Origin of the sequence: Paenibacillus intestini (assembly GCF_030803945.1) — a bacterium.
Lineage (GTDB): Bacteria > Bacillota > Bacilli > Paenibacillales > Paenibacillaceae > Paenibacillus > Paenibacillus polysaccharolyticus.
This window is the reverse complement of record NZ_JAURUN010000002.1, coordinates 778,408-797,036: the sequence shown is the minus strand read 5'-3', so window position 1 is coordinate 797,036 and position 18,629 is coordinate 778,408. Positions and strand designations below refer to the sequence as shown.

Below are 18,629 nucleotides of genomic sequence, written 5' to 3'. Positions count from 1 at the left end.
AGGTCGAGCAAGATGGCTAAAAAAGCACCAGAAATGGAAGAGTATAAATATGGTTTTCGCGATGAGCATAAATCCATCTTTCAAACCGGCAAAGGTCTGACAGCGGAAGTTGTAACGGAAATTTCTAAAATCAAAAACGAACCGGAGTGGATGCTGGAATTCCGTTTGAAATCCTTGAAACAGTTCGAGAAGATGGCTATGCCTAAATGGGGCGGCGATCTGGATGGACTGGATTTCAATGATATTCAATACTATGTTCGTCCTTCGGAAAAACAAGGGAAAACATGGGAAGAAGTTCCTTCCGAAATCAAAGAAACATTTGATAAACTGGGTATTCCAGAAGCGGAGCAAAAGTTCCTTGCTGGAGTATCGGCTCAGTATGAGTCCGAGGTTGTATACCACAATATGCAGAAGGAACTGGAAGACCAAGGCGTAATCTTCATGGATACCGATACGGCTCTGAGAGAGCACCCGGAAATTCTGCGTGAATATTTTGCTACTGTTATTCCGCCAGCAGATAACAAATTTGCTGCGCTGAACAGTGCGGTATGGTCCGGAGGAAGCTTCATCTACGTACCAAAAGGCGTAAAATGTGAAGTGCCTCTGCAAGCATATTTCCGGATTAACTCCGAAAATATGGGCCAATTCGAGCGTACATTGATCATTGCAGACGAAGACAGCTTCGTTCACTACGTAGAGGGTTGTACTGCTCCAATTTACAGCACAAATTCCCTGCACAGTGCGGTAGTTGAGATCATCTGTAAGAAAAATGCCCGCGTTCGTTACACAACGATCCAAAACTGGGCACCAAACATCTACAACCTCGTTACCAAACGTGCGGTTGCTGAAGAGAACGCAACGATGGAATGGGTCGATGGTAACATCGGTTCCAAACTGACGATGAAATATCCTGCAGTTGTACTGAAAGGCCGTGGAGCTAAAGGTTCCGTTCTGTCCATCGCTGTTGCAGGCAAAAACCAGCACCAGGATGCAGGCGCGAAAATGATTCACTTGGCTCCGGATACAACTTCAACGATTGTATCCAAATCGATTAGTAAACATGGTGGTAAAGTAACGTACCGTGGTCTGGCTTCCTTTGGACGCCAAGCTGAGGGCGCGAAATCCAACATCAAATGTGATACCCTCATTCTCGATAATGAGTCCACATCGGATACAATTCCTTACAACGAAATCATGAATGATAACATCATGCTGGAGCATGAAGCAACGGTTTCCAAAGTGTCCGAAGATCAACTCTTCTACCTGATGAGCCGTGGTCTGACTGAAGCTGAAGCTACACAGATGATCATCATGGGCTTCATTGAGCCGTTCACGAAAGAATTGCCAATGGAGTACGCGGTTGAGATGAATCGTCTCATCAAATTCGAGATGGAAGGTTCCATCGGTTAAGACATATGTACTGAAAAAAGACGAACCGTCATGGTTCGTCTTTTTTCTTATGCCATAAAGAGAGTAATCTTTGATTGAACATGTAAAAATAAGACTAATAGCACAGGCCAATTCATAGAGTTAAGCATTTAATGATAGAAAAAGGATGTGATGCTATGAATGCAAACCCTTTCGAAGGGTATCGGATTACTAGTTCATTCGGTTATCGAATTCATCCTATACATGGAGGCCAGACGTTTCATCGAGGGGTAGACCTGGTCACCGAGCCTTGGAATGGGCCTGTATCTGCTTTTCTTGAAGGAACGGTACGTTTTGCAACGGAAGGACGCACAGGCTCCGGCTTTGGCGGTTACGGGCTTACTGTGGCGCTGGAGGATCATCGTGGATACTTGCATTGTTATGGCCATCTTTCTCGAATTGCCGTTAATGTTGGTCAGCGAGTGAGGAAAGGGCAGCTGATCGGTTATCAAGGCAGTACAGGACAGAGCACGGGGCCCCATGTACATTATGAAATTCGAAAAACAAGCTCGCCTTCGTACGGGTATACTGCAAGTGAAGATGGCGTTGTGGAACCAACGGCGTATTTGTTAAACGAATACGGAACGATCTCTCAAGAAGAGGAGGGCTCACCCATGACAAGTCAGGAAAAGCAATTGTTCACGCTTATGCAGAAGCAATTGGAGCTTCAAGGTGGCTGGATTCAAGAACAGAAGCGATTATCCAACATGAGTTGCCCCGCCTGGGCAAAGGAGGCCCTGGATTATTATCGTCCCTATATTCAGGATGACACAGGAAGTTATGACTTTTGGAGAATACTTGTGATCATGTATCGGAAGGAAACGGGAACACTGGTGCCAAAAGAGGATTGAAACTTCAAGAGCAAGGTCGGTATTAGTGCGAAGGCAATTTTATAGAGAAAACCACTTATCACTTATGGGCTATGAACCAAATTGCGAAGAATGCCGTTTCGCCCAGTTCCTCCGGCGGGAAAGCGTCATATGTTAGGGTATACCTGATAAAGAGGAGGCAATCACATGAGCGAAGTAGGTTATGGCTGTAAAGGCAACGTTGGTGGTGTAGGCGGTGTAGGTGGATACAATCCATGTACGTCGGTTGGCGCGATCTTGGTACTGTTCATCCTGTTGGTTATCATCACAAAAGCATTCTGTGTGTAACTCCATCGGCTGAATATAAGCAAGAGGGATCAAAGGAAAGCTCAATCGAGCTTCCTTTGATCCCTCTTTACTCTTCATGTGTGATTTATTGGACGTAAATTTCAACAATGGCAATATCTCTTTCTTTCGCTAAATCGATAAAGGCCGTAGAGATCTGAACGAGTGGGCGGAAGTAGTCAGCTGGATTGTTCATTACAATGACACCAGTTTGTCCTGTTGTGAGCAGTACTTTTTTACCAATAAAATTCGGAAGCATATGTTTGATCAGCTCTTGAGTTGCTTCGCCATTCAACTGACCAAAACTGAGGCTGTACAGTTCGCATAGAACAGAAATTAGCTCCTGTTTGGTCTGATACACCCGATTCGTTGTCATTGCGCTGTAAACGTCGGCTACAGCAGTTATACGAGCATAGGGGTGAATCTCATCTCCTCGCAAACCATGCGGATAACCACTGCCATCCTCACGCTCATGATGTTGAAGAGCAACCATGGCGATGATTTCGTCCTCTGTTGAAGCTTTGATAATATCGTAACCATAAAAGGTATGTTTTTTCATTTCTGCGAATTCTTCTGTCGTTAGTTTGCCTGGTTTATGTAAGATTTCAGAAGGAATTTTGGACTTGCCAATATCATGAAGATATCCTGCCTTGGCTACCGTAAGACATTCATCCGGGCTATAACCCATCCAGTTAGCAATATAAAAAGCGAGCATACCAACCTGCAAGGAGTGGTTGTAGGTGTAGTCAATGTCTCCATCCAGCATAAGTAACAGGGAGACAACATCTTTTTGTTTTTCAAGCTGTCCCGTTAGGGTGCCTAATATTTCGTCAACCTGTGATTCATCAATAAAGCCTTTTTCTATGGCTTGTTCGAACAGAGATTCTGTGCCTTTGATCGTGTCGTTAAACAGATTGGTTAACAGACGGGTCTGATCGGAAGGCAAGTTTTGTTCATTAGAGTGAAGGTCGGATGATTGTTCTACATCTGCGAAATCAATTCCATGCTGCAGCAGCTTAGATATATCATCTTCGCTGAGAACGGAACCTTTCATCAGCATGTGGAGACCTGAAGTATTGTAGATATCATTTTTTAGCAGGTCGCCGGGTTTAAGATCTGTAACATGCACTCTCACGTATAAACCACCTTTTCCTCGACTAATATCGACACATATCATTATAATAACAAGAAAAAAATGGGTTGACAACGACTTATTTACTGTTTATGCGCCTCTGTAAACAGCGAATAGACTCATTTTTTCTCGTCCATGGGGTTCCAGGGTCCTAGTTGATGACCTTTCCATTCTGAACCGTCTTCCCAAATTTCTTTTTTCCAGATTGGTACGGTTTGCTTCAGTCTTTCAATAGCGTAACGGCTTGCATCATAACAATCGCTGCGATGAGGCGAGGATACCGCGATAACGACACTGATTTCGGCAACGTCAACTTTGCCGATTCGATGACTTATCGCACAAAGTACACCTGGCCAGCGTGCTGCTACCTCCTTGCCGATCGCAGCCATATGGGACAGCGCCATGGGGACGTATGCCTCGTATTCCAGATGGACAGTGCGCTGTTCACCAGTCATTTCCCGTGTCGTTCCTACGAAGGTTAATGCAGCGCCATGATTGGCCGTAATGACCATGTCGGTTGTTGCCTCAACGGACAAGGCCGCATCGGTAATCAGAAACAGGCCGTCTTCTGTACGATGTTCTTGTGTATAAGGGTGATCCTTATTCTGGTTCGTCGAACCATCGCCTCCGGATACAGGAGGGATCAAAGCCAGTTCATCATCCGTCTTAAGTAATGTATCGGCAGGAGCGTATCTCTGGTTAACTGCTAAAAATGATGAACGAATCTGTGTGGCAGCTTCAGGATAAGCCTGGCTCAATTGTTCTTTAAGCATAGCAGCTGTAAGCGTATCACCATCATACTCAAATTCAAGTTGGGAAGTATTTAAACGTTCTGCAATACCTGCAAATAGTTGAATTGTCAATTTCATGGAATGAATCGCTCCTTTTTGATCTCTAAACCCTATAAATATATCATAACGACGTAGAAAATGTTATGCTTATCCATTAGAAGAATGTACGTTTAATGAACGGCAGGGGAGGCAGTGTAATGCGCAGCAGCGAGAAGCAAACATTAACCATTCTGCACACCAATGATATACACAGTCATTTCGGCTCTATGAGTGCGATCGCTGCTATGATCAATGAAGAACGTGCCCAAGGTAAACATCTGCTTGTCCTCGATATTGGAGACCATATGGATCGAATGGCTGTTGAAACGGAAGGCACACTCGGAATGGCCAACGTAGATGTGCTCAATCTGACAGGTTATGATGCCATTACGATTGGAAATAATGAGGGGTTAACCTTTACGCCAGACCAACTCGCTCAGTCCTATGCGGGACTCCTTAGTCCGATTGTGTGCGGCAATGTGTTAGAACAGGATACAGGACGTCCTCCAGCCTGGATGAAACCTTGGGTTATTGTCGAAAAAGGACCATTTCGCATTGGTCTGCTAGGAGCAACAGCCCCGTTTAACACCTTCTATGAACTGTTGGGCTGGCAAGTGACGGACCCTGTGGAAACCTTAAGAGATCAGGTTAAGGTACTGCGTGAGCAAGTGGACGTGATTGTTGTTTTATCTCATCTGGGTCTTTCAACGGACAAAAGACTGGCGGAACAGGTTGAGGGCATTGATGTTGTCTTGGGCGGACACACCCATCATGTGCTGGAGGAACCCTTGCTGATTGGCAATACCGTGCTGGGAGCGGCAGGTAAATTCGGACAATGGCTCGGTAGAGTTGTGCTGGAAAGAGCAGGCCAAGCAGAGCCTGTGCAGCTGGTGAGCAGCGGTTGTGTGCCAGTACAAAGTAACATGCTGGAAGAGCAGGTGTCTCTGGCAATTGCTACGAACCGTACGGAAGCTGAACGATTGCTGGATCAGACGGCCGTGATCACGGATCGAACCTTGCCCGTTTATTATGAGCGGGAATCTCCTTTTGCTATCTTGCTTGCGCAAGCTGTACGGCACTTTACAAAAGCGGAAATATCGCTTGTGAATGCGGGCCAGTTACTCGGAAACCTGCCACAAGGCGACATTACGAAAGGAATGTTACATTCCCTATGTCCATCTCCAATAAATGCTTGTACAATATGTTTGAATGGTGATCAGATTCGTGAAGCGCTTGAACAGTCACTGTTGGAGGAATTCTTCTCTAAACCCATCGTGGGATTTGGCTTTCGGGGACGTATTCTCGGGACGTTATGTGTAGATGGAATAGAGGTTCTTTACGACCCCAGTGCGCCAGCGTATGATAAGATCCAATCCATTTATGTGAACGGTATACCTATGGATGGGAAGCGTGAATATGTGGTTGGAACGCTTGATATGTTTACGTTTAATGTGGGATACCCTTCTCTGGCTCAAGGAAGCAATATACAATATTACCTTCCGGAATTTATAAGGGATTTGCTGGAAGAAGAATTAAAACGACCAGGAGCGCTGGAGGAGAGCCTGCGTAATCGCTGGTTACCAAGCTAGAACAAGACTGCCTTCTGCTGATGCGGCGGCTAGTGTTCATTACATCTAAGGAGCGGGAGAGGATAGGCTGTGCGTTTAGTACATATAAACTTATTGCAGCCTGGCATGAAGCTGGGGAAACGAATTTTTAGTGAGGAAGGTCTGGTTTTACTCAGTGAGGATGTAGAACTGACGAGTCGTTTAATCGGACGGTTGAAAGATCTTGGGATTGGATATGTATATATTCAGGATGCTGCGACAGAAGACATTATCGTGCCCGATATGTTACAGGAAGAGACCAAGCGAAGAGCACTTGTGGAGATCAAACAGCAATTTCAACATATGTCCGGCTTCAAAAGTAAAAACCAGATCACACATTTTGGTAAAGCGCTTAGTGGGGTAATGAACAGCATTCTTGAGGACATTGGTGGTCAAAAGGAAGCGATGATCATGTTAATGGACATGAACTCCAGCGATTTTGACCTGTATACTCACTCACTGAATGTTTGTGTATATACTCTTGTTCTCGGTGTGGCATCAGGTTATACACGTCAGCAACTTATGGAGATTGGTCTAGGCGCTCTGCTCCATGATATTGGGAAAACGCAGATTCCCTCCGACATTTTACATAAACCTTCACGTCTGAGTGATGAGGAATACAAGATTATTCAACAGCATACCACGTATGGACACCGCATTCTCAAGGATGAACCCGGCATCCCTCTGCTCGCAGCACACTGTGCACTTCAGCATCATGAGCGAATTGATGGCAGTGGCTACCCTTTTGGTTTGAAAGGCAATGAAATCCATGAATATGCGAAGTGGATTGCTCTTGCCGATTCGTATGATGCCATGACGACCAATCGGGTCTACCGTCAAGCTTTATTGCCGCATCAAGCCGTAGAGGTACTGTATACAGGTTCTGGAACGCTTTATGAACAGTGGATGCTTGAAAAGTTTAGGGATTGTGTAGCGATCTATCCCGTAGGTATATCCGTAAAACTGAGCACTGGAGAAGTTGGCGTTGTCGCTGCAATTCAACCCCGCGTGCCACAACGGCCATTGATTCGTGTAATCAAGGATGCAGAAGGACAGGTTCTTGCAGCCCCCTACGAAATAAATCTTGCTACGAAGTTATCAGTCATGATTACAGGGGTGGAGGGTGCGGAAGATTCTGCTACACTTATGAAGCATGAACAGCTGAATAGTTAAGCTAACGAAGTATAGAGCAGGCGCTCAGGTGGTCATATCGGGAACGTGAAGCTAGGCTAATTTCCGATGATTCATGAGCGTTTTTTGTCATGTAATGGTCAGGGTTTGGCTGTGCAGGAAGATTCATAATTGTGCTATGATAAAAGATAACTCCCAAAAAAGTAATCTCGGATATGATGTAAATAAAACTTTTTAGGTTAATAAAAGGAATAAGGTGAAGAACAATGACCATGCTAAACTCAGGATCGGTACAACCGATGCCATTATCGCCAACGAATGATCCGTGGGATCCGATTGGCTCTTTGCGTGCATATGGCCGGCATGTGCTGACCAGTGTAGAAATGACAGTGACACATCTGTGCAATATGCGATGTGAGCATTGTGCCGTGGGGGATATGCTTACGATGCAAGAGGCACCAGCACTGCCACTCTCACTAATGTTGAAACGACTTGATGAGGTGGAGCATCTGCAGACTATCAGTCTGACAGGTGGTGAACCCAGCTTTAGCCAAAAGACGGTGGATGAGATGATCATTCCTCTGCTTAAATATGCGAAGGAACGCGGAATTCGCTCCCAGATCAATTCTAATCTGACACTGGATATCAGCCGTTATGAAAAACTTCTCCCGTATCTGGATGTGATGCACATCTCCTTCAATTATTTGAATGCAGATGATTTCCATCAGGTGGGATTCGCCAATAGCGGTAGACCGGTAAAACGTGAAGTTGCCGTGAAAATGTATGAAAAGATGATGGAGAATTCTCGCAAGCTAAGTGAGGCTGGAATGTTTATTTCCGCTGAGTCGATGATTAATTATCGGACGCATGATAAGCTGGACGGCATTCACCAATTGATTCGGGAAATGGGTTGTGTACGGCACGAAGTACATCCGATGTACAACTCTAACTTTGCATCCTCTCTTCCAGTATTATCACTGGATCACATGAGGAATGCCATTCATCGCTTGCTTGATGTCCGTGACAAAGACATGTGGATGCTTTTCGGAACACTACCGTTCTTTGCATGCAGTGCGGCTGAGCAGGATCGTAAACTTATTAATCGCTTGTACAGCGAACCGAATGTAACGGTTCGTAATGATCCGGACGGACGCAACCGTGTTAACGTCAACATGTTTACTGGCAACGTGTACGTGACTGATTTTGCCGATATCCCTGCATTCGGCAATATCCACGATCGGAAGCTGGATGATGTATTCCATGAATGGTCTGCTGAGCATCCGCTCAATCAGACCGTAAATTGCCATTGTGATGCTGCATCGTGTTGCGGGCCAAATCTTCTTGTGGCCGATATGTATTATAAAGGCGTGGACTTCAAATCTAGAAAAGCTATTTTACGTTAATATTCCAGGTGCATTCCTGAAATAGACAGAGAAGGGGAGTTACATCTTGGGCATTCATACCGAATTTCATCTTGGACAGCTGGTATTTAATCTGGTCTGTGTCTTTTTGCTCGTATTTTTGAATGGTGTATTTGTCGCAGCAGAGTTCTCTCTCGTCAAAGTAAGACAGACACGCCTGACACAATTGCAGAGTGAGGGAAACCGTCTGGCTGGTTATGCCCTGAAGGTGAACGGTAAACTGGATGCCTATCTGTCGGCAACGCAGTTCGGGATTACACTGACATCTCTCGGACTGGGATGGTTGGGGGAACCTGCGATCTCCAAACTGCTTGTGGAACCGCTGATGTTTAAGCTTGGCGTTTCCGATACAAGTCTGATCACAACGGTATCCGTTATTATCGGATTCTGTATCATTACGTTTCTGCACATTGTACTTGGTGAGCTGGCCCCAAAATCGCTGGCGATTCAAAAAACAGATGGAGTGGCGTTGCTTTTATCGGCACCGTTACTATTATTTTATAAAATTTTCTTTCCGTTCATCTGGGTTCTTAACGCATCAGCGAATGCTTTATTACGTTTGGCTGGTATTGAACCCGCGAGTGAAAGCGAGGCCCATTCCGAAGATGAGCTTCGCATCCTGATGAAACAGAGTGCCAAAAGCGGGGTCATCGACAAGGATGAGATCAAGCTGATGGATAATATCTTTGATTTCTCCGATATGCTGGCTCGCGAAGTTATGTTACCTCGTACAGATATGGACTGTTTGTATACCCATCTGTCCCTGGAGGAAAATCTAAAGATCATCAACGCAACGAAGCATTCCCGTTACCCGGTTGCCGTAGAAGATAAGGACGAGATTATCGGATTTATTCATATTACGGACTTGCTTCTGGCAGAACCGGAGCAACAACAGGATCTGGCTTCAATGGTACGTCCGATTCTGAACGTTCCCGAGTCGATGGAGATCAGTCATGTGTTACGTTTAATGCAGAAAAAGCACTCCCAGATGACGCTCGTTGTCGATGAATATGGAGGGACTGCAGGCTTGCTGACGGCTGAAGAAATTTTGGAAGAGATCGTTGGGGATCTGTATGATGAATTCGAGGATGAGCGGCCACATATGGAACGAATCGGTGAGGCTTTCTCGATTGACGGACGTTCGTTGATTGAGGAAGTTCATGAATGGACCGGAGCGATCATTGAGGATGAAGAGGTAGATACCATTGGCGGCTGGCTCTTCAAAGAACTGGAAGGCAGTCCGGCTAAGGGGAGAACACGTGAACGGAACGGCTATGTTTTTGAAGTCGAAGAGTCTACACGTCTACGAATTAACCGGGTCAAAGTGTACAAGCAATTGAAAGAACAAGAAGAACCTCTCGAAGATGAGCAGTGATCTTCTATTGTCTCCGGATGATAATCGATGTGAACAATAGCGGATAAACAAGATTTTTAAGTAAGACCTTTGAGCTGGTGTTATGACACCTTTCAAAGGTCTTTTTTTGCATGTCGGGAATAAGTGAGCTTGCTCTGCAATGGCAAAATCCTTCTTATAGTTTCTGTAAAAAGGGATTATCTTGATCATCTCGACATATGGTTATAAGGACAGGAAATGATGGGGATGTACTGTATGCCTTATGGAGTAATGCCCAGAATGCATGTGATTGCATGATAAAGGAGGCGTTTCGATTGAAAGATCCTCTGAAAGATCCTCAGGTTCGGGCTTATGTTCCTTTTGTGGGTCCGTTTGATCCGTGTAAACCTCTAGGTATTCGTACGTATCTGGTTCCACCGCAATTATTTATTCCTTTTCAGCCGATGGGGTGGCCGCAATACAGTCCGGCTGAAGCTTTAAGGCTCGGCACATTGTGGCCGGCGCTGTACAGTCCGTATACCTCGAAGAAAACGAAGGAAAGGGCGGTGGTGAACGATGGAGAAGGAACAGCCGAAAGCCTGTGACGCCAAATACTACGAACTGCTGGAGGAACTACAGGCGCTGGATTTTGTTCTGGTTGAGCTGAATTTGTATTTGGATACACATCCGGGAGATTTTCAAAGCATCGAACAGTATAACAAGTTCAGCCAGGAACGGATGCGCGTTGCTCATGAATTTCAGCAGTTATATGGTCCGCTGACGAATTTTGGTCATGCCTTTTCCAAATATCCGTGGGAGTGGTCCCAGACACCTTGGCCTTGGCAAGTATAAAATCGAAGGAGGCGTCCTGTGCATGTGGGTATATGAAAAAAAATTGCAATATCCAGTTCGGGTGAGTAAATGTGATCCGCATATGGCTAAGCTGTTGATGGAACAATATGGCGGTGCAGACGGAGAACTGGCGGCAGCCCTGCGATACCTGAATCAACGTTATACGATTCCTGACAAAATTATCGGTCTACTGAACGACATTGCGACGGAGGAATTTTCTCACTTGGAGATGATTGCAACGATGATTTACAAACTCACCAAGGATGCCACGATTGAGCAATTGGAGCTGGCCGGGTTGGATGCCCATTATGCGGCACATGACAGAGCACTCTTTTACAATAACGCTGCTGGAGTACCCTTTACCGCCACCTATATTCAAGCGAAGGGTGATCCGATCGCGGATTTGTACGAAGATATCGCAGCCGAAGAGAAAGCTCGGGCTACATATCAATGGTTAATTGATTTAACGGATGACGTGGATTTGCAGGACAGTCTGAAATTTTTGCGAGAACGCGAGATTGTGCACTCACTGCGGTTCCGGGAGGCCGTTGAAATTCTGAAGGATGACCGGGAAACGAAGAAAATATTTTGACGATGAGCCAAGCGGCAAATATGTAACGAAAGAGATAAAAGGCAGTCCAAGTGGGCTGCTTTTTATGTTTAGGTACAATGATATAAGTTGAACTGTTCTTTTACACGTTAACGGAGAGGACAGAAAAAACCTGGAAAAGCGAAGCGTTCGCCTTTATCACCGGATTTTTCCCTTTGGAAAAGGGAATTCAAAAAAATCTGGGGATAACAGCGAATGGAAGGTTCTTCTGTTATCGGAGTGGACTGTGTAAAATTTTTAGTTGAACTTATATAGATTGAAAAAATAAGATCAAAAAAAGGACGATGAATGAAGAGTTGTTCCTCAAGGTCGTCCTGCAGATTGAACATATAAGTTTGTAGAAGTGCTTTTGCCCTTAGTATTCCACGACCATGGCAACATTTTGCCACCCGGCTCCAACGGTCCAGAACAACACTTTGTCACCGCGCTGCAGCTCTCCGGAGCTAATGGCTCGATGCATGGCTATAAACGGGCTGCTTGTCGAGGTGTAACCAAATTCGTCGCCAATATATACAGCAATGTCATCAGCAATGCCGATGTTTTCGGACACTGCACGAATGTTAGCAATGGACAGCTGAGAGAAACAGGCGGCTTTAATCTCATCCGGCTTGATTTCATTTCGTGTCAGCAACGTACGAATGGACTCTGAAGCTGCATCGACACAGATTGAATCGTCAAACGGTGTGAATTTCACATGAAAAGCTCCTGCATCAACACCCGTGCTTCCGAGCTTCGCGAGTCCTTCGGCTGGAAAGAGAGAATTTTGATATACACAGGTATCCGTCTGGTAGATTGAATCGATAAACCCAACGGCATGTTCATCCCGTTCTACAATTACAGCTGCGGCCGCATCTCCGAAATTCGCAAAATAAACCGGATCATCCGGACTGGCATGAGGAGCAACATAGTCTGAGCCGATGATCAGCGCACGCTTGATTCTTGGATTACCAAGCATCTGCCGACTGACCTGTTCAAAAGCTGCGGTCATGCCTGCACAGTTGGCATTGCTATCAATACAGATGGTGTGGGCTGCTCCGCTGATCAGATGATGAATCATTAAGGAATTCGTAGGAAAAATATATTCCGGTGTTTGGCTTGCATACGCAATCAAGTCGATATCTTGTCCGGTTAAACCGGTTTTAGCGAGTAGCTTTCGGGTGGCCTCGAAGGCCATGGTCAGTGAGTTTTCGTCCTCCTTATCAATTTTGTAACGTGACTCACGCCCGAGTGCTTTTAACAAACCACGAATATCGACCCCTCTGGCATCAAAATGTTCAATATAAAAATCATTGTGCACCTTGGTTTCAGGGTGATATATATCGATATCTACAATACGAATTCCAGCCATCGTCATCCTCCTCTTAAGTGGAAAGGCAGAGCTGTCATTAAAGCATCATACAAAAAATCAGGGAACTACGCCGAAATAATTTCGAGATTGTCCAGCCCTACCGTCCGGCCAAGTCTGGCAAGCTGCATTTTCAGAATGGCATTGTTCTCCAAGGTTAACACCACTTTTTTGTATTCGTCCTTTTTAAACATGGCCAGGCATCCCTCCAGAAGAGGTACAATCTCGGGAGCAGTAACATTCAACTTTTTGCAGTCAATATCCAGGTTAAACTCCTTGGTGTTGATGGCAGATATCGTATCCTGATAAGCCGAGATCGAACGAAGACCATCCTCTTGAGAAAAAGAACCTTCCAATTCAATGTGCAACACCTTGTTTGAAGCATCCGTTTGTAGATTAAACTTTCCCATTGCGCGTTCTCTCTCCTTTGTAAAAAATGAGTGAAAACTATCCTCTATGGAATGAATGGAGCAGTCCAATAGCCCCTAAAGTGAGCGGTACCAGGTTGTAAGGCTGGAAGGATAATTTACCCATATTATAAAGGTAATAATGTAAAAAGATCAATAAAAAGGTCGAATAATGTATAAAAATGTAGAACGTTGAATTAATGGATTTCCTCAAGCGTGGCAAGCAATACATTAAATGCACTGATAATACGTGGAGCACCGACACACGGTGCCAGATGAAGCAATACTCCCTTAAGTTCATCAACGGTAATACCCACACTTAAGGCCATGGCATAATGCACACCAAGCTGTTCGAATTGTCCCTGTGTAATTAATGACGAAATAATGGCGATTTCTTTCCACTGATCTGTAATGGTTGTCCGCTGAAAAATATCACCATATGCCGTTCCCATTATAAATTCGGACAGTTCGGGAAAATGCTCCTTAATCGGAGCAAGTGCCTTCGCACCATATTCCCCGGAAAGCTTGGCAAAACGATCTAACCCTTGGGTCACTTGTTCACTCATGACTCGTACCTCCTAATCTAGATTGACAACCCGATGAGCCGTTGGCGGGATCTCGTCCCGATCGGTCAACAGCTCGATGACAACAACTTGATTTAATTCCAAAGCGGCCTCCAGTGCGGCAGAGAACTGCGGTAACGTTTCTGCACGGAAAGCCTTAGCTCCAAGAGACTCGGCAAATTTGACTGCATCCATGGGAACCTCGAAAAGTGTGCCATCGATGCGTCCCGTCGTTTTTTCCATGCCTTTCAAGGCCATATCCAGCTGTTTGTTGTTGACAACGATAAAAATAACAGGAAGATCCTTGCATACGGCTGTATTGATTTCTGTGCCCAGCATCATAAAACATCCATCTCCGGTGATACATACAACCGTTTCTTCAGGTGAAGCCGCTTTGGCACCAATTGCCATGCCGATGGCATTCCCCATGCAGGCAAAGTAGGCATCAAATATGAAACTGCCGGGTTTCTTCACTTTGTAACGCTGGACGGCATGAAAGCCGTGGCTTCCATCATCAACAAACAGTTTGTGGTCATAGGGAAGCAGTTCGCTCATCTGATCGAGTACGGCAGCAAGTGACAGATGCGGCAGATCTGGTAATGGAGTTTGATATTCAAAGGACTCGAGGGTACCTGTAGAAGCAGATGTAAGAGAAGATGGCAAGGTGCTGAGCAGATATTGCAGATTGTCCTTGATATCCCCTGTGATATGTAAGGTCTGAGATTGTAGAATTTTGCCTACGAAAGTTGGATCGGTATCGATTTGAATCAGCTGTGCCGGATGATTATGCGGCTTGAGATTACAGAGCGTCATATCACTCAGTCTGGAGCCGAGGACAATATACAGATCACTTTGATTCAACATTTCGTCGCCGTGTGGGAATCCGCCAACACCACAGGGACCATGATATAAGGGGTGATCCCATGTTATGGCTCCTTTACCACCGGGAGTTGTCACGACTGGAATATTAAATGTTTCGGCTAATTGCCTTAGTTCCTCATGCGCCCCGGCACGAGTTACACCTTTACCTGCAATGATTAATGGGCGTTCTGCTTGATGCAGTAAAGGCAGGATTCGATTCAAACTTGAGATGCTGAGCAACGGCTCAGGTTCTGGAATAACAATACGACATATTGGGAGTTGCTCCGTTTGCACGTCAAAAGGCAGGCAGAGATGGACAGGACCTTTGTTTGGGCCAAGTGCAATAGAAAGGGCATGATTCAAGATGGTTCCGAAGTGATCTCCACGTTCGACCAGTTTGCTGAATAGTGTGGCAGGTCTGAACATTTCGGCCAGATCAGCCAAATACGAAGAGGAGTCCTGACACTGGGGGATGCCCAGTTCCTGAATAGATTGATGGCCGGTAAGAAATAAAACGGGAAGATTATTCGCTTTGGCATGGGCCGCTGCGGTGAGCAGATTAGTTCCTCCAGGGCCAGAGGTGGCGAAGGCTACGCCCAAACGGCCTGTCTGCAATGCATAACCCGATGCGGCAAAGCCTGAACTAGCTTCGTGACGACCTGGGATAAATTCCAAACCGTAATCTACCATTTTCAGAAGAGCGGGACAGATGGATTTTCCGATAATACCAAATACATGAGTGACACCCAGATTGCGTAGCGTTTCTGCTAAGTAGTCCGCAACAGTTCTCATGCGTGGACACCTCGTTTCAAAGTAGTAGGTTTTAAGAACCAGGCGGCTTATCCAATTGTGCATGTTGGTATTTGTCTAAGGTTGTAAGAAGAAGAATTACTTGGTACTAGAAATGGTATCTTTTTTTGTGGTTTTTTGTCAATCCTTTTCCTGATTCCAATGGCCTGAGGCTATTTACCTATGCATATTGACGCGATGAAGCGATATCGGGATAACGCAATGCATGATCAACGGTTCTAATCCACGATTTCTGCTATACTGAAATTGAATTGGAGGGAATGCAATGACATCATTGAAAATGGCTGTAATCGGCCTGGGTAAGATGGGTTTACATATGATTCATCAAGCGGAAAATACTCAAATGGATATCTCCGTTGAGATTACTGCGGTCTGTGATGCGAATGAGCAAAGCTTACAGGAATTTGCAGCAACCCGTCCATCGGTGAAAACATATCGTGATTATAAACAGCTACTGGATGAACAGCAGATTGACCTCGTCTACATTGCTGTACCGCCGAAATATCATTATCCGGTGGTTATGGACGCTCTGGACCGTCGAATTCATGTGTTCTGTGAAAAGCCGCTCGCTAACAGTTTAGAAGAAGCGCGCAAAATGGTCGAAGCTGCTGAGCAAGCTGGTGTGGTTCACGCCGTTCATTTTTCGATGCCGCATGAGTCAGCTGTGTTGAAGTTGCAAGAGATGGTTAAACAACAGGCAGTGGGTGACATTCGCAAAATTGACCTGATTCTGCAGTTCCCGCAGTGGCCGCGCTCATGGCAGCAGAATGAATGGATCACAAGCCGGGATCAGGGAGGTTTTATCCTCGAAGTTGGCATTCACTGGATTCATATGATCCAGAATGTATTCGGGCGTCTACGTGTACTGAATGCTCAAGTAACCTATCCTGCCGATCAACCAGATGCTTGTGAACAGGAAGTGCAGGCTGTACTTGAAGTACAGGACGGAACTCGGGTTCATCTGCAGGGGATATCTCATTTTGCTGGCGAGGAGCGTGTGTCCATAGTTGTATATGGCACCGAGGGCACCATTGCGCTGGAAAATTGGGAGGAATTGATGAGTGGCAAGATCGGACAGCCGTTGTCCCCCGTGGAAGTGCTGGAATCTTCCAGCGAACTGCCTGTGTTGAAACATGTCATTGCCCGTATTCAGGACAAACCGGGCAGGATTTATACGTTCCACGATGGGTACGAGGCGCAACAGGTGCTTGAAGCACTTCGGAACAGTAATTCATCTACAAATTAACCAATTTCACTCCGAAAGGAATTTTGCATATGACCAATAAAGCGGGTTTACGTAAACCGGAAGCGATGATTTTTGATATGGATGGCACGTTGTTTCAGACAGAGACCTTGCTTTTGCCTGCGTATCATCAGTTATTTGATACGTTGCGTGCAGAGGGGCATTTTGAAGGAGAAACCCCGCCGGAAGAGCGGATGCTCGGAAGTCTGGGCATGTTGCTTGAAGATATCTGGAAAGTCGTTATGCCTGAAGCATCCGAAGCAGCTCATCGTCGTGCCGATGAATTATTGCTGCAACTTGAGATCGAAGGACTCGATGGAGGCGACTCCAAACTGTATCCCGGTGTCAAAGAAACATTGACAGCACTGAAAGCCCAAGGTATTCGTCTGTTTGTTGCCAGCAATGGGCTTGAGGATTATGTCAAGGGGGTTGCGTTCGCACACGAAATCATGCCGCTATTTGAAGGGGTATATAGTGCAGGTCAGTACAAGACACCTTCCAAAATTAACTTGGTACAGATTTTGCTGCAGAAACACCGGATTCAGGATGCCTGGATGGTAGGTGATCGTTCTTCGGACGTCGAAGCGGGCAAAATGAATAACCAGACCGTTATCGGCTGTGCTTATGCCGGATTCGGCAGGGATGAAGAACTTGCCGGTTCCGATGCACTGATCTCAGATTTCACTGATTTGCTCCGTCTATATGAAGAAGCAGAATAAGTGTTTTAACACTGCATGATCACGGCAACACCCCTGACAAACTCAAAGCTACCTGGCCTCGGTAGGGTATGTCTGGTTATCAATAAACAGCACATGAGCAACAGCTTTATCAACGAATTACAGCTTTTTATCACATACCTGTATGGGCCTTTTTGCGCCTATGCAGGTTTTTTGCGTTTTCGCACGCAGTCACATTCTCCCCTGTAGAAAGTTGATTTCCCTATCCCGCATATGATGTAAATCCCTCTATACTTTCATTCAAAAGCTATAGGGGGTCTGATTCTGATGAAACCATCCAAACTGAACGCCTACATCTTCATCATCCCAAGTCTCTTTCTCACACTGGTATTCGGAATCTATCCGTTGTTATGGGCTCTGCGCTACATGTTCTATGATTATCAGGGCATCGGGAAGCCGATCTTCATCGGACTTGAGAACTTTGCACGGATTATTCGTGATGGACAGTTCTGGGATTCGGTAAAAAATACGGGGATATATGCACTCGGTAAACTCGTCATCACCATTCCGCTGTCTCTGATTCTGGCGATTATCCTGAATCGCAAGTGGCGTGGCCGCTCTTTGTTCAGAGCAGTTTTCTATCTTCCAACCATTTTTAGTGCATCTGTCATGGCGATTGTTTTTTTCATCATTTTCAATTCATATAACGGCATTCTGAATCAGCTGCTGATGAAGTATCACATCATATCCTCGCCAATTGGTTGGCTGGATGCGAATCATGCGATGCTGACAACGATCATTATTGCGATCTGGGGTGCTGTCGGAAACTATATGTTGTTGTTCATTGCGGGTCTGCAAAGCATTCCGGAGGAGCTGTATGAGGCAGCATCACTGGATGGAGCAAGCGAATTCCAAAAATTACGCAATGTAACGATTCCGCTACTCGGACCAGTAATGCAGATGATCATTATGCTAGCGATCACGACAGCACTTAAGGGGTACGAGAGCATTATGGTCTTAACCGAGGGTGGGCCCTATGGCAAAACGGAGGTTATGTATCTGTACCTGTTCAAACTGTTGTTCCCTGTTTCGGCGGACACACAATCTTTGCAACAGCTTGGTTACGGAAGTGCAGTTGGATTCACAACAGCTCTTATTGTAGGGGCAGTAACACTCATTTACTTCCAGATTTCCAAAAAGCTTAATGATGTCTACTAATCATGAT

At 45.5% G+C, this 18,629-nt stretch carries 19 protein-coding genes; 13 read left to right on the top strand and 6 right to left on the bottom strand.

Features of this window, described 5'->3' with window-relative positions; translation table 11 throughout:
- The first annotated feature begins 12 nt into the window (after positions 1–12).
- From sufB to J2T16_RS08650, 3 genes are all read left to right on the top strand, one after another.
- Positions 13–1,410: a Fe-S cluster assembly protein SufB gene (gene sufB, locus J2T16_RS08660; protein ID WP_090920114.1), complete on the top strand. Its 1,398-nt coding sequence runs from the start codon at positions 13–15 to the stop codon at positions 1,408–1,410.
- A 155-nt stretch (positions 1,411–1,565) separates the two neighbouring features.
- Positions 1,566–2,279: a M23 family metallopeptidase gene (locus J2T16_RS08655; RefSeq protein ID WP_499018138.1), complete on the top strand. Its 714-nt coding sequence runs from the start codon at positions 1,566–1,568 to the stop codon at positions 2,277–2,279.
- Positions 2,280–2,444: 165 nt separating this feature from the next.
- Positions 2,445–2,585 (top strand): hypothetical protein, encoded by a 141-nt coding sequence (locus tag J2T16_RS08650; protein ID WP_167375722.1) that lies wholly within the window; start codon positions 2,445–2,447, stop codon positions 2,583–2,585.
- 85 nt (positions 2,586–2,670) lie between these two features.
- On the opposite strand, the gene J2T16_RS08645 is transcribed toward J2T16_RS08650, so the two are convergent.
- Together J2T16_RS08645 and J2T16_RS08640 are read right to left on the bottom strand one after the other, a co-directional pair.
- Positions 2,671–3,717, bottom strand: coding sequence for an HD-GYP domain-containing protein (locus J2T16_RS08645; protein ID WP_499018137.1), 1,047 nt, complete (start codon positions 3,715–3,717; stop codon positions 2,671–2,673).
- 116 nt (positions 3,718–3,833) lie between these two features.
- Positions 3,834–4,583: a molybdenum cofactor biosynthesis protein gene (locus tag J2T16_RS08640; RefSeq protein WP_499018135.1), complete on the bottom strand. Its 750-nt coding sequence runs from the start codon at positions 4,581–4,583 to the stop codon at positions 3,834–3,836.
- A 119-nt stretch (positions 4,584–4,702) separates the two neighbouring features.
- Between J2T16_RS08640 and J2T16_RS08635 the strand changes: the two genes are divergently transcribed.
- The 7 genes from J2T16_RS08635 to J2T16_RS08605 all read left to right on the top strand — a co-directional run bounded on the left by J2T16_RS08635 (position 4,703) and on the right by J2T16_RS08605 (position 11,480).
- Complete coding sequence (locus J2T16_RS08635; RefSeq protein WP_499018134.1) at positions 4,703–6,133, top strand: bifunctional metallophosphatase/5'-nucleotidase; 1,431 nt, start codon at positions 4,703–4,705, stop codon at positions 6,131–6,133.
- Positions 6,134–6,202: 69 nt separating this feature from the next.
- Positions 6,203–7,324, top strand: coding sequence for an HD-GYP domain-containing protein (locus J2T16_RS08630; protein ID WP_154958199.1), 1,122 nt, complete (start codon positions 6,203–6,205; stop codon positions 7,322–7,324).
- A 224-nt stretch (positions 7,325–7,548) separates the two neighbouring features.
- Positions 7,549–8,685, top strand: a complete 1,137-nt coding sequence (yfkAB, locus tag J2T16_RS08625; protein WP_499018133.1) for a radical SAM/CxCxxxxC motif protein YfkAB — start codon at positions 7,549–7,551, stop codon at positions 8,683–8,685.
- Between the two features lie 46 nt (positions 8,686–8,731).
- Complete coding sequence (locus J2T16_RS08620; RefSeq protein WP_221786445.1) at positions 8,732–10,078, top strand: hemolysin family protein; 1,347 nt, start codon at positions 8,732–8,734, stop codon at positions 10,076–10,078.
- A gap of 272 nt (positions 10,079–10,350) precedes the next feature.
- Entirely contained in the window at positions 10,351–10,641 is a 291-nt protein-coding gene (locus J2T16_RS08615; RefSeq protein WP_090920510.1) for a spore coat associated protein CotJA, read from the top strand.
- Positions 10,613–10,888 carry a spore coat protein CotJB gene (locus tag J2T16_RS08610; protein WP_090920142.1) on the top strand — a complete coding sequence of 92 codons (276 nt, stop codon included), beginning with the start codon at positions 10,613–10,615 and terminating at the stop codon, positions 10,886–10,888. The genes J2T16_RS08615 and J2T16_RS08610 overlap by 29 nt, the downstream gene beginning before the upstream one ends.
- 22 nt (positions 10,889–10,910) lie before the next feature.
- Entirely contained in the window at positions 10,911–11,480 is a 570-nt protein-coding gene (locus J2T16_RS08605) for a manganese catalase family protein (RefSeq protein ID WP_090920145.1), read from the top strand.
- Between the two features lie 373 nt (positions 11,481–11,853).
- Here the strand turns inward: J2T16_RS08605 and J2T16_RS08600 are convergent, their stop codons facing one another.
- The 4 genes from J2T16_RS08600 to J2T16_RS08585 all read right to left on the bottom strand — a co-directional run bounded on the left by J2T16_RS08600 (position 11,854) and on the right by J2T16_RS08585 (position 15,466).
- The gene (locus J2T16_RS08600; RefSeq protein WP_336122233.1) at positions 11,854–12,846 is read right to left on the bottom strand and encodes a 3-oxoacyl-[acyl-carrier-protein] synthase III C-terminal domain-containing protein; all 993 of its coding nucleotides are present in this window, start codon (positions 12,844–12,846) and stop codon (positions 11,854–11,856) included.
- A gap of 65 nt (positions 12,847–12,911) precedes the next feature.
- On the bottom strand, positions 12,912–13,253 hold the full coding sequence (locus J2T16_RS08595) for a hypothetical protein (RefSeq protein WP_154886770.1): 342 nt from the start codon (positions 13,251–13,253) through the stop codon (positions 12,912–12,914).
- Between the two features lie 194 nt (positions 13,254–13,447).
- Entirely contained in the window at positions 13,448–13,816 is a 369-nt protein-coding gene (locus J2T16_RS08590; protein WP_499018131.1) for a carboxymuconolactone decarboxylase family protein, read from the bottom strand.
- Between the two features lie 12 nt (positions 13,817–13,828).
- The gene (locus tag J2T16_RS08585) at positions 13,829–15,466 is read right to left on the bottom strand and encodes a thiamine pyrophosphate-binding protein (protein WP_336122235.1); all 1,638 of its coding nucleotides are present in this window, start codon (positions 15,464–15,466) and stop codon (positions 13,829–13,831) included.
- Between the two features lie 283 nt (positions 15,467–15,749).
- Between J2T16_RS08585 and J2T16_RS08580 the strand changes: the two genes are divergently transcribed.
- The 3 genes from J2T16_RS08580 (at position 15,750) to J2T16_RS08570 (ending at position 18,622) form a co-directional block, all read left to right on the top strand.
- Positions 15,750–16,730, top strand: coding sequence for a Gfo/Idh/MocA family protein (locus J2T16_RS08580; RefSeq protein WP_336122236.1), 981 nt, complete (start codon positions 15,750–15,752; stop codon positions 16,728–16,730).
- Positions 16,731–16,759: 29 nt separating this feature from the next.
- Positions 16,760–17,446 carry an HAD family hydrolase gene (locus tag J2T16_RS08575; RefSeq protein ID WP_251502718.1) on the top strand — a complete coding sequence of 229 codons (687 nt, stop codon included), beginning with the start codon at positions 16,760–16,762 and terminating at the stop codon, positions 17,444–17,446.
- A 285-nt stretch (positions 17,447–17,731) separates the two neighbouring features.
- On the top strand, positions 17,732–18,622 hold the full coding sequence (locus tag J2T16_RS08570; RefSeq protein ID WP_090920165.1) for a carbohydrate ABC transporter permease: 891 nt from the start codon (positions 17,732–17,734) through the stop codon (positions 18,620–18,622).
- The last annotated feature ends 7 nt before the right edge of the window (positions 18,623–18,629 follow it).

Bases quoted from the DNA above. Each gene is read 5' to 3' on its own strand.
- J2T16_RS08595 (WP_154886770.1), bottom strand. From the start codon at position 13,253: ATGGGAAAGTTTAATCTACAAACGGATGCTTCAAACAAGGTGTTGCAC.
- J2T16_RS08585 (WP_336122235.1), bottom strand. From the start codon at position 15,466: ATGAGAACTGTTGCGGACTACTTAGCAGAAACGCTACGCAATCTGGGT.
- J2T16_RS08590 (WP_499018131.1), bottom strand. From the start codon at position 13,816: ATGAGTGAACAAGTGACCCAAGGGTTAGATCGTTTTGCCAAGCTTTCC.
- J2T16_RS08615 (WP_090920510.1), top strand. From the start codon at position 10,351: ATGATAAAGGAGGCGTTTCGATTGAAAGATCCTCTGAAAGATCCTCAG.
- J2T16_RS08640 (WP_499018135.1), bottom strand. From the start codon at position 4,583: ATGAAATTGACAATTCAACTATTTGCAGGTATTGCAGAACGTTTAAAT.
- J2T16_RS08635 (WP_499018134.1), top strand. From the start codon at position 4,703: ATGCGCAGCAGCGAGAAGCAAACATTAACCATTCTGCACACCAATGAT.
- J2T16_RS08600 (WP_336122233.1), bottom strand. From the start codon at position 12,846: ATGGCTGGAATTCGTATTGTAGATATCGATATATATCACCCTGAAACC.
- sufB (WP_090920114.1), top strand. From the start codon at position 13: ATGGCTAAAAAAGCACCAGAAATGGAAGAGTATAAATATGGTTTTCGC.
- J2T16_RS08610 (WP_090920142.1), top strand. From the start codon at position 10,613: ATGGAGAAGGAACAGCCGAAAGCCTGTGACGCCAAATACTACGAACTG.
- yfkAB (WP_499018133.1), top strand. From the start codon at position 7,549: ATGACCATGCTAAACTCAGGATCGGTACAACCGATGCCATTATCGCCA.
- J2T16_RS08570 (WP_090920165.1), top strand. From the start codon at position 17,732: ATGAAACCATCCAAACTGAACGCCTACATCTTCATCATCCCAAGTCTC.
- J2T16_RS08580 (WP_336122236.1), top strand. From the start codon at position 15,750: ATGACATCATTGAAAATGGCTGTAATCGGCCTGGGTAAGATGGGTTTA.
- J2T16_RS08605 (WP_090920145.1), top strand. From the start codon at position 10,911: ATGTGGGTATATGAAAAAAAATTGCAATATCCAGTTCGGGTGAGTAAA.
- J2T16_RS08655 (WP_499018138.1), top strand. From the start codon at position 1,566: ATGAATGCAAACCCTTTCGAAGGGTATCGGATTACTAGTTCATTCGGT.
- J2T16_RS08575 (WP_251502718.1), top strand. From the start codon at position 16,760: ATGACCAATAAAGCGGGTTTACGTAAACCGGAAGCGATGATTTTTGAT.
- J2T16_RS08650 (WP_167375722.1), top strand. From the start codon at position 2,445: ATGAGCGAAGTAGGTTATGGCTGTAAAGGCAACGTTGGTGGTGTAGGC.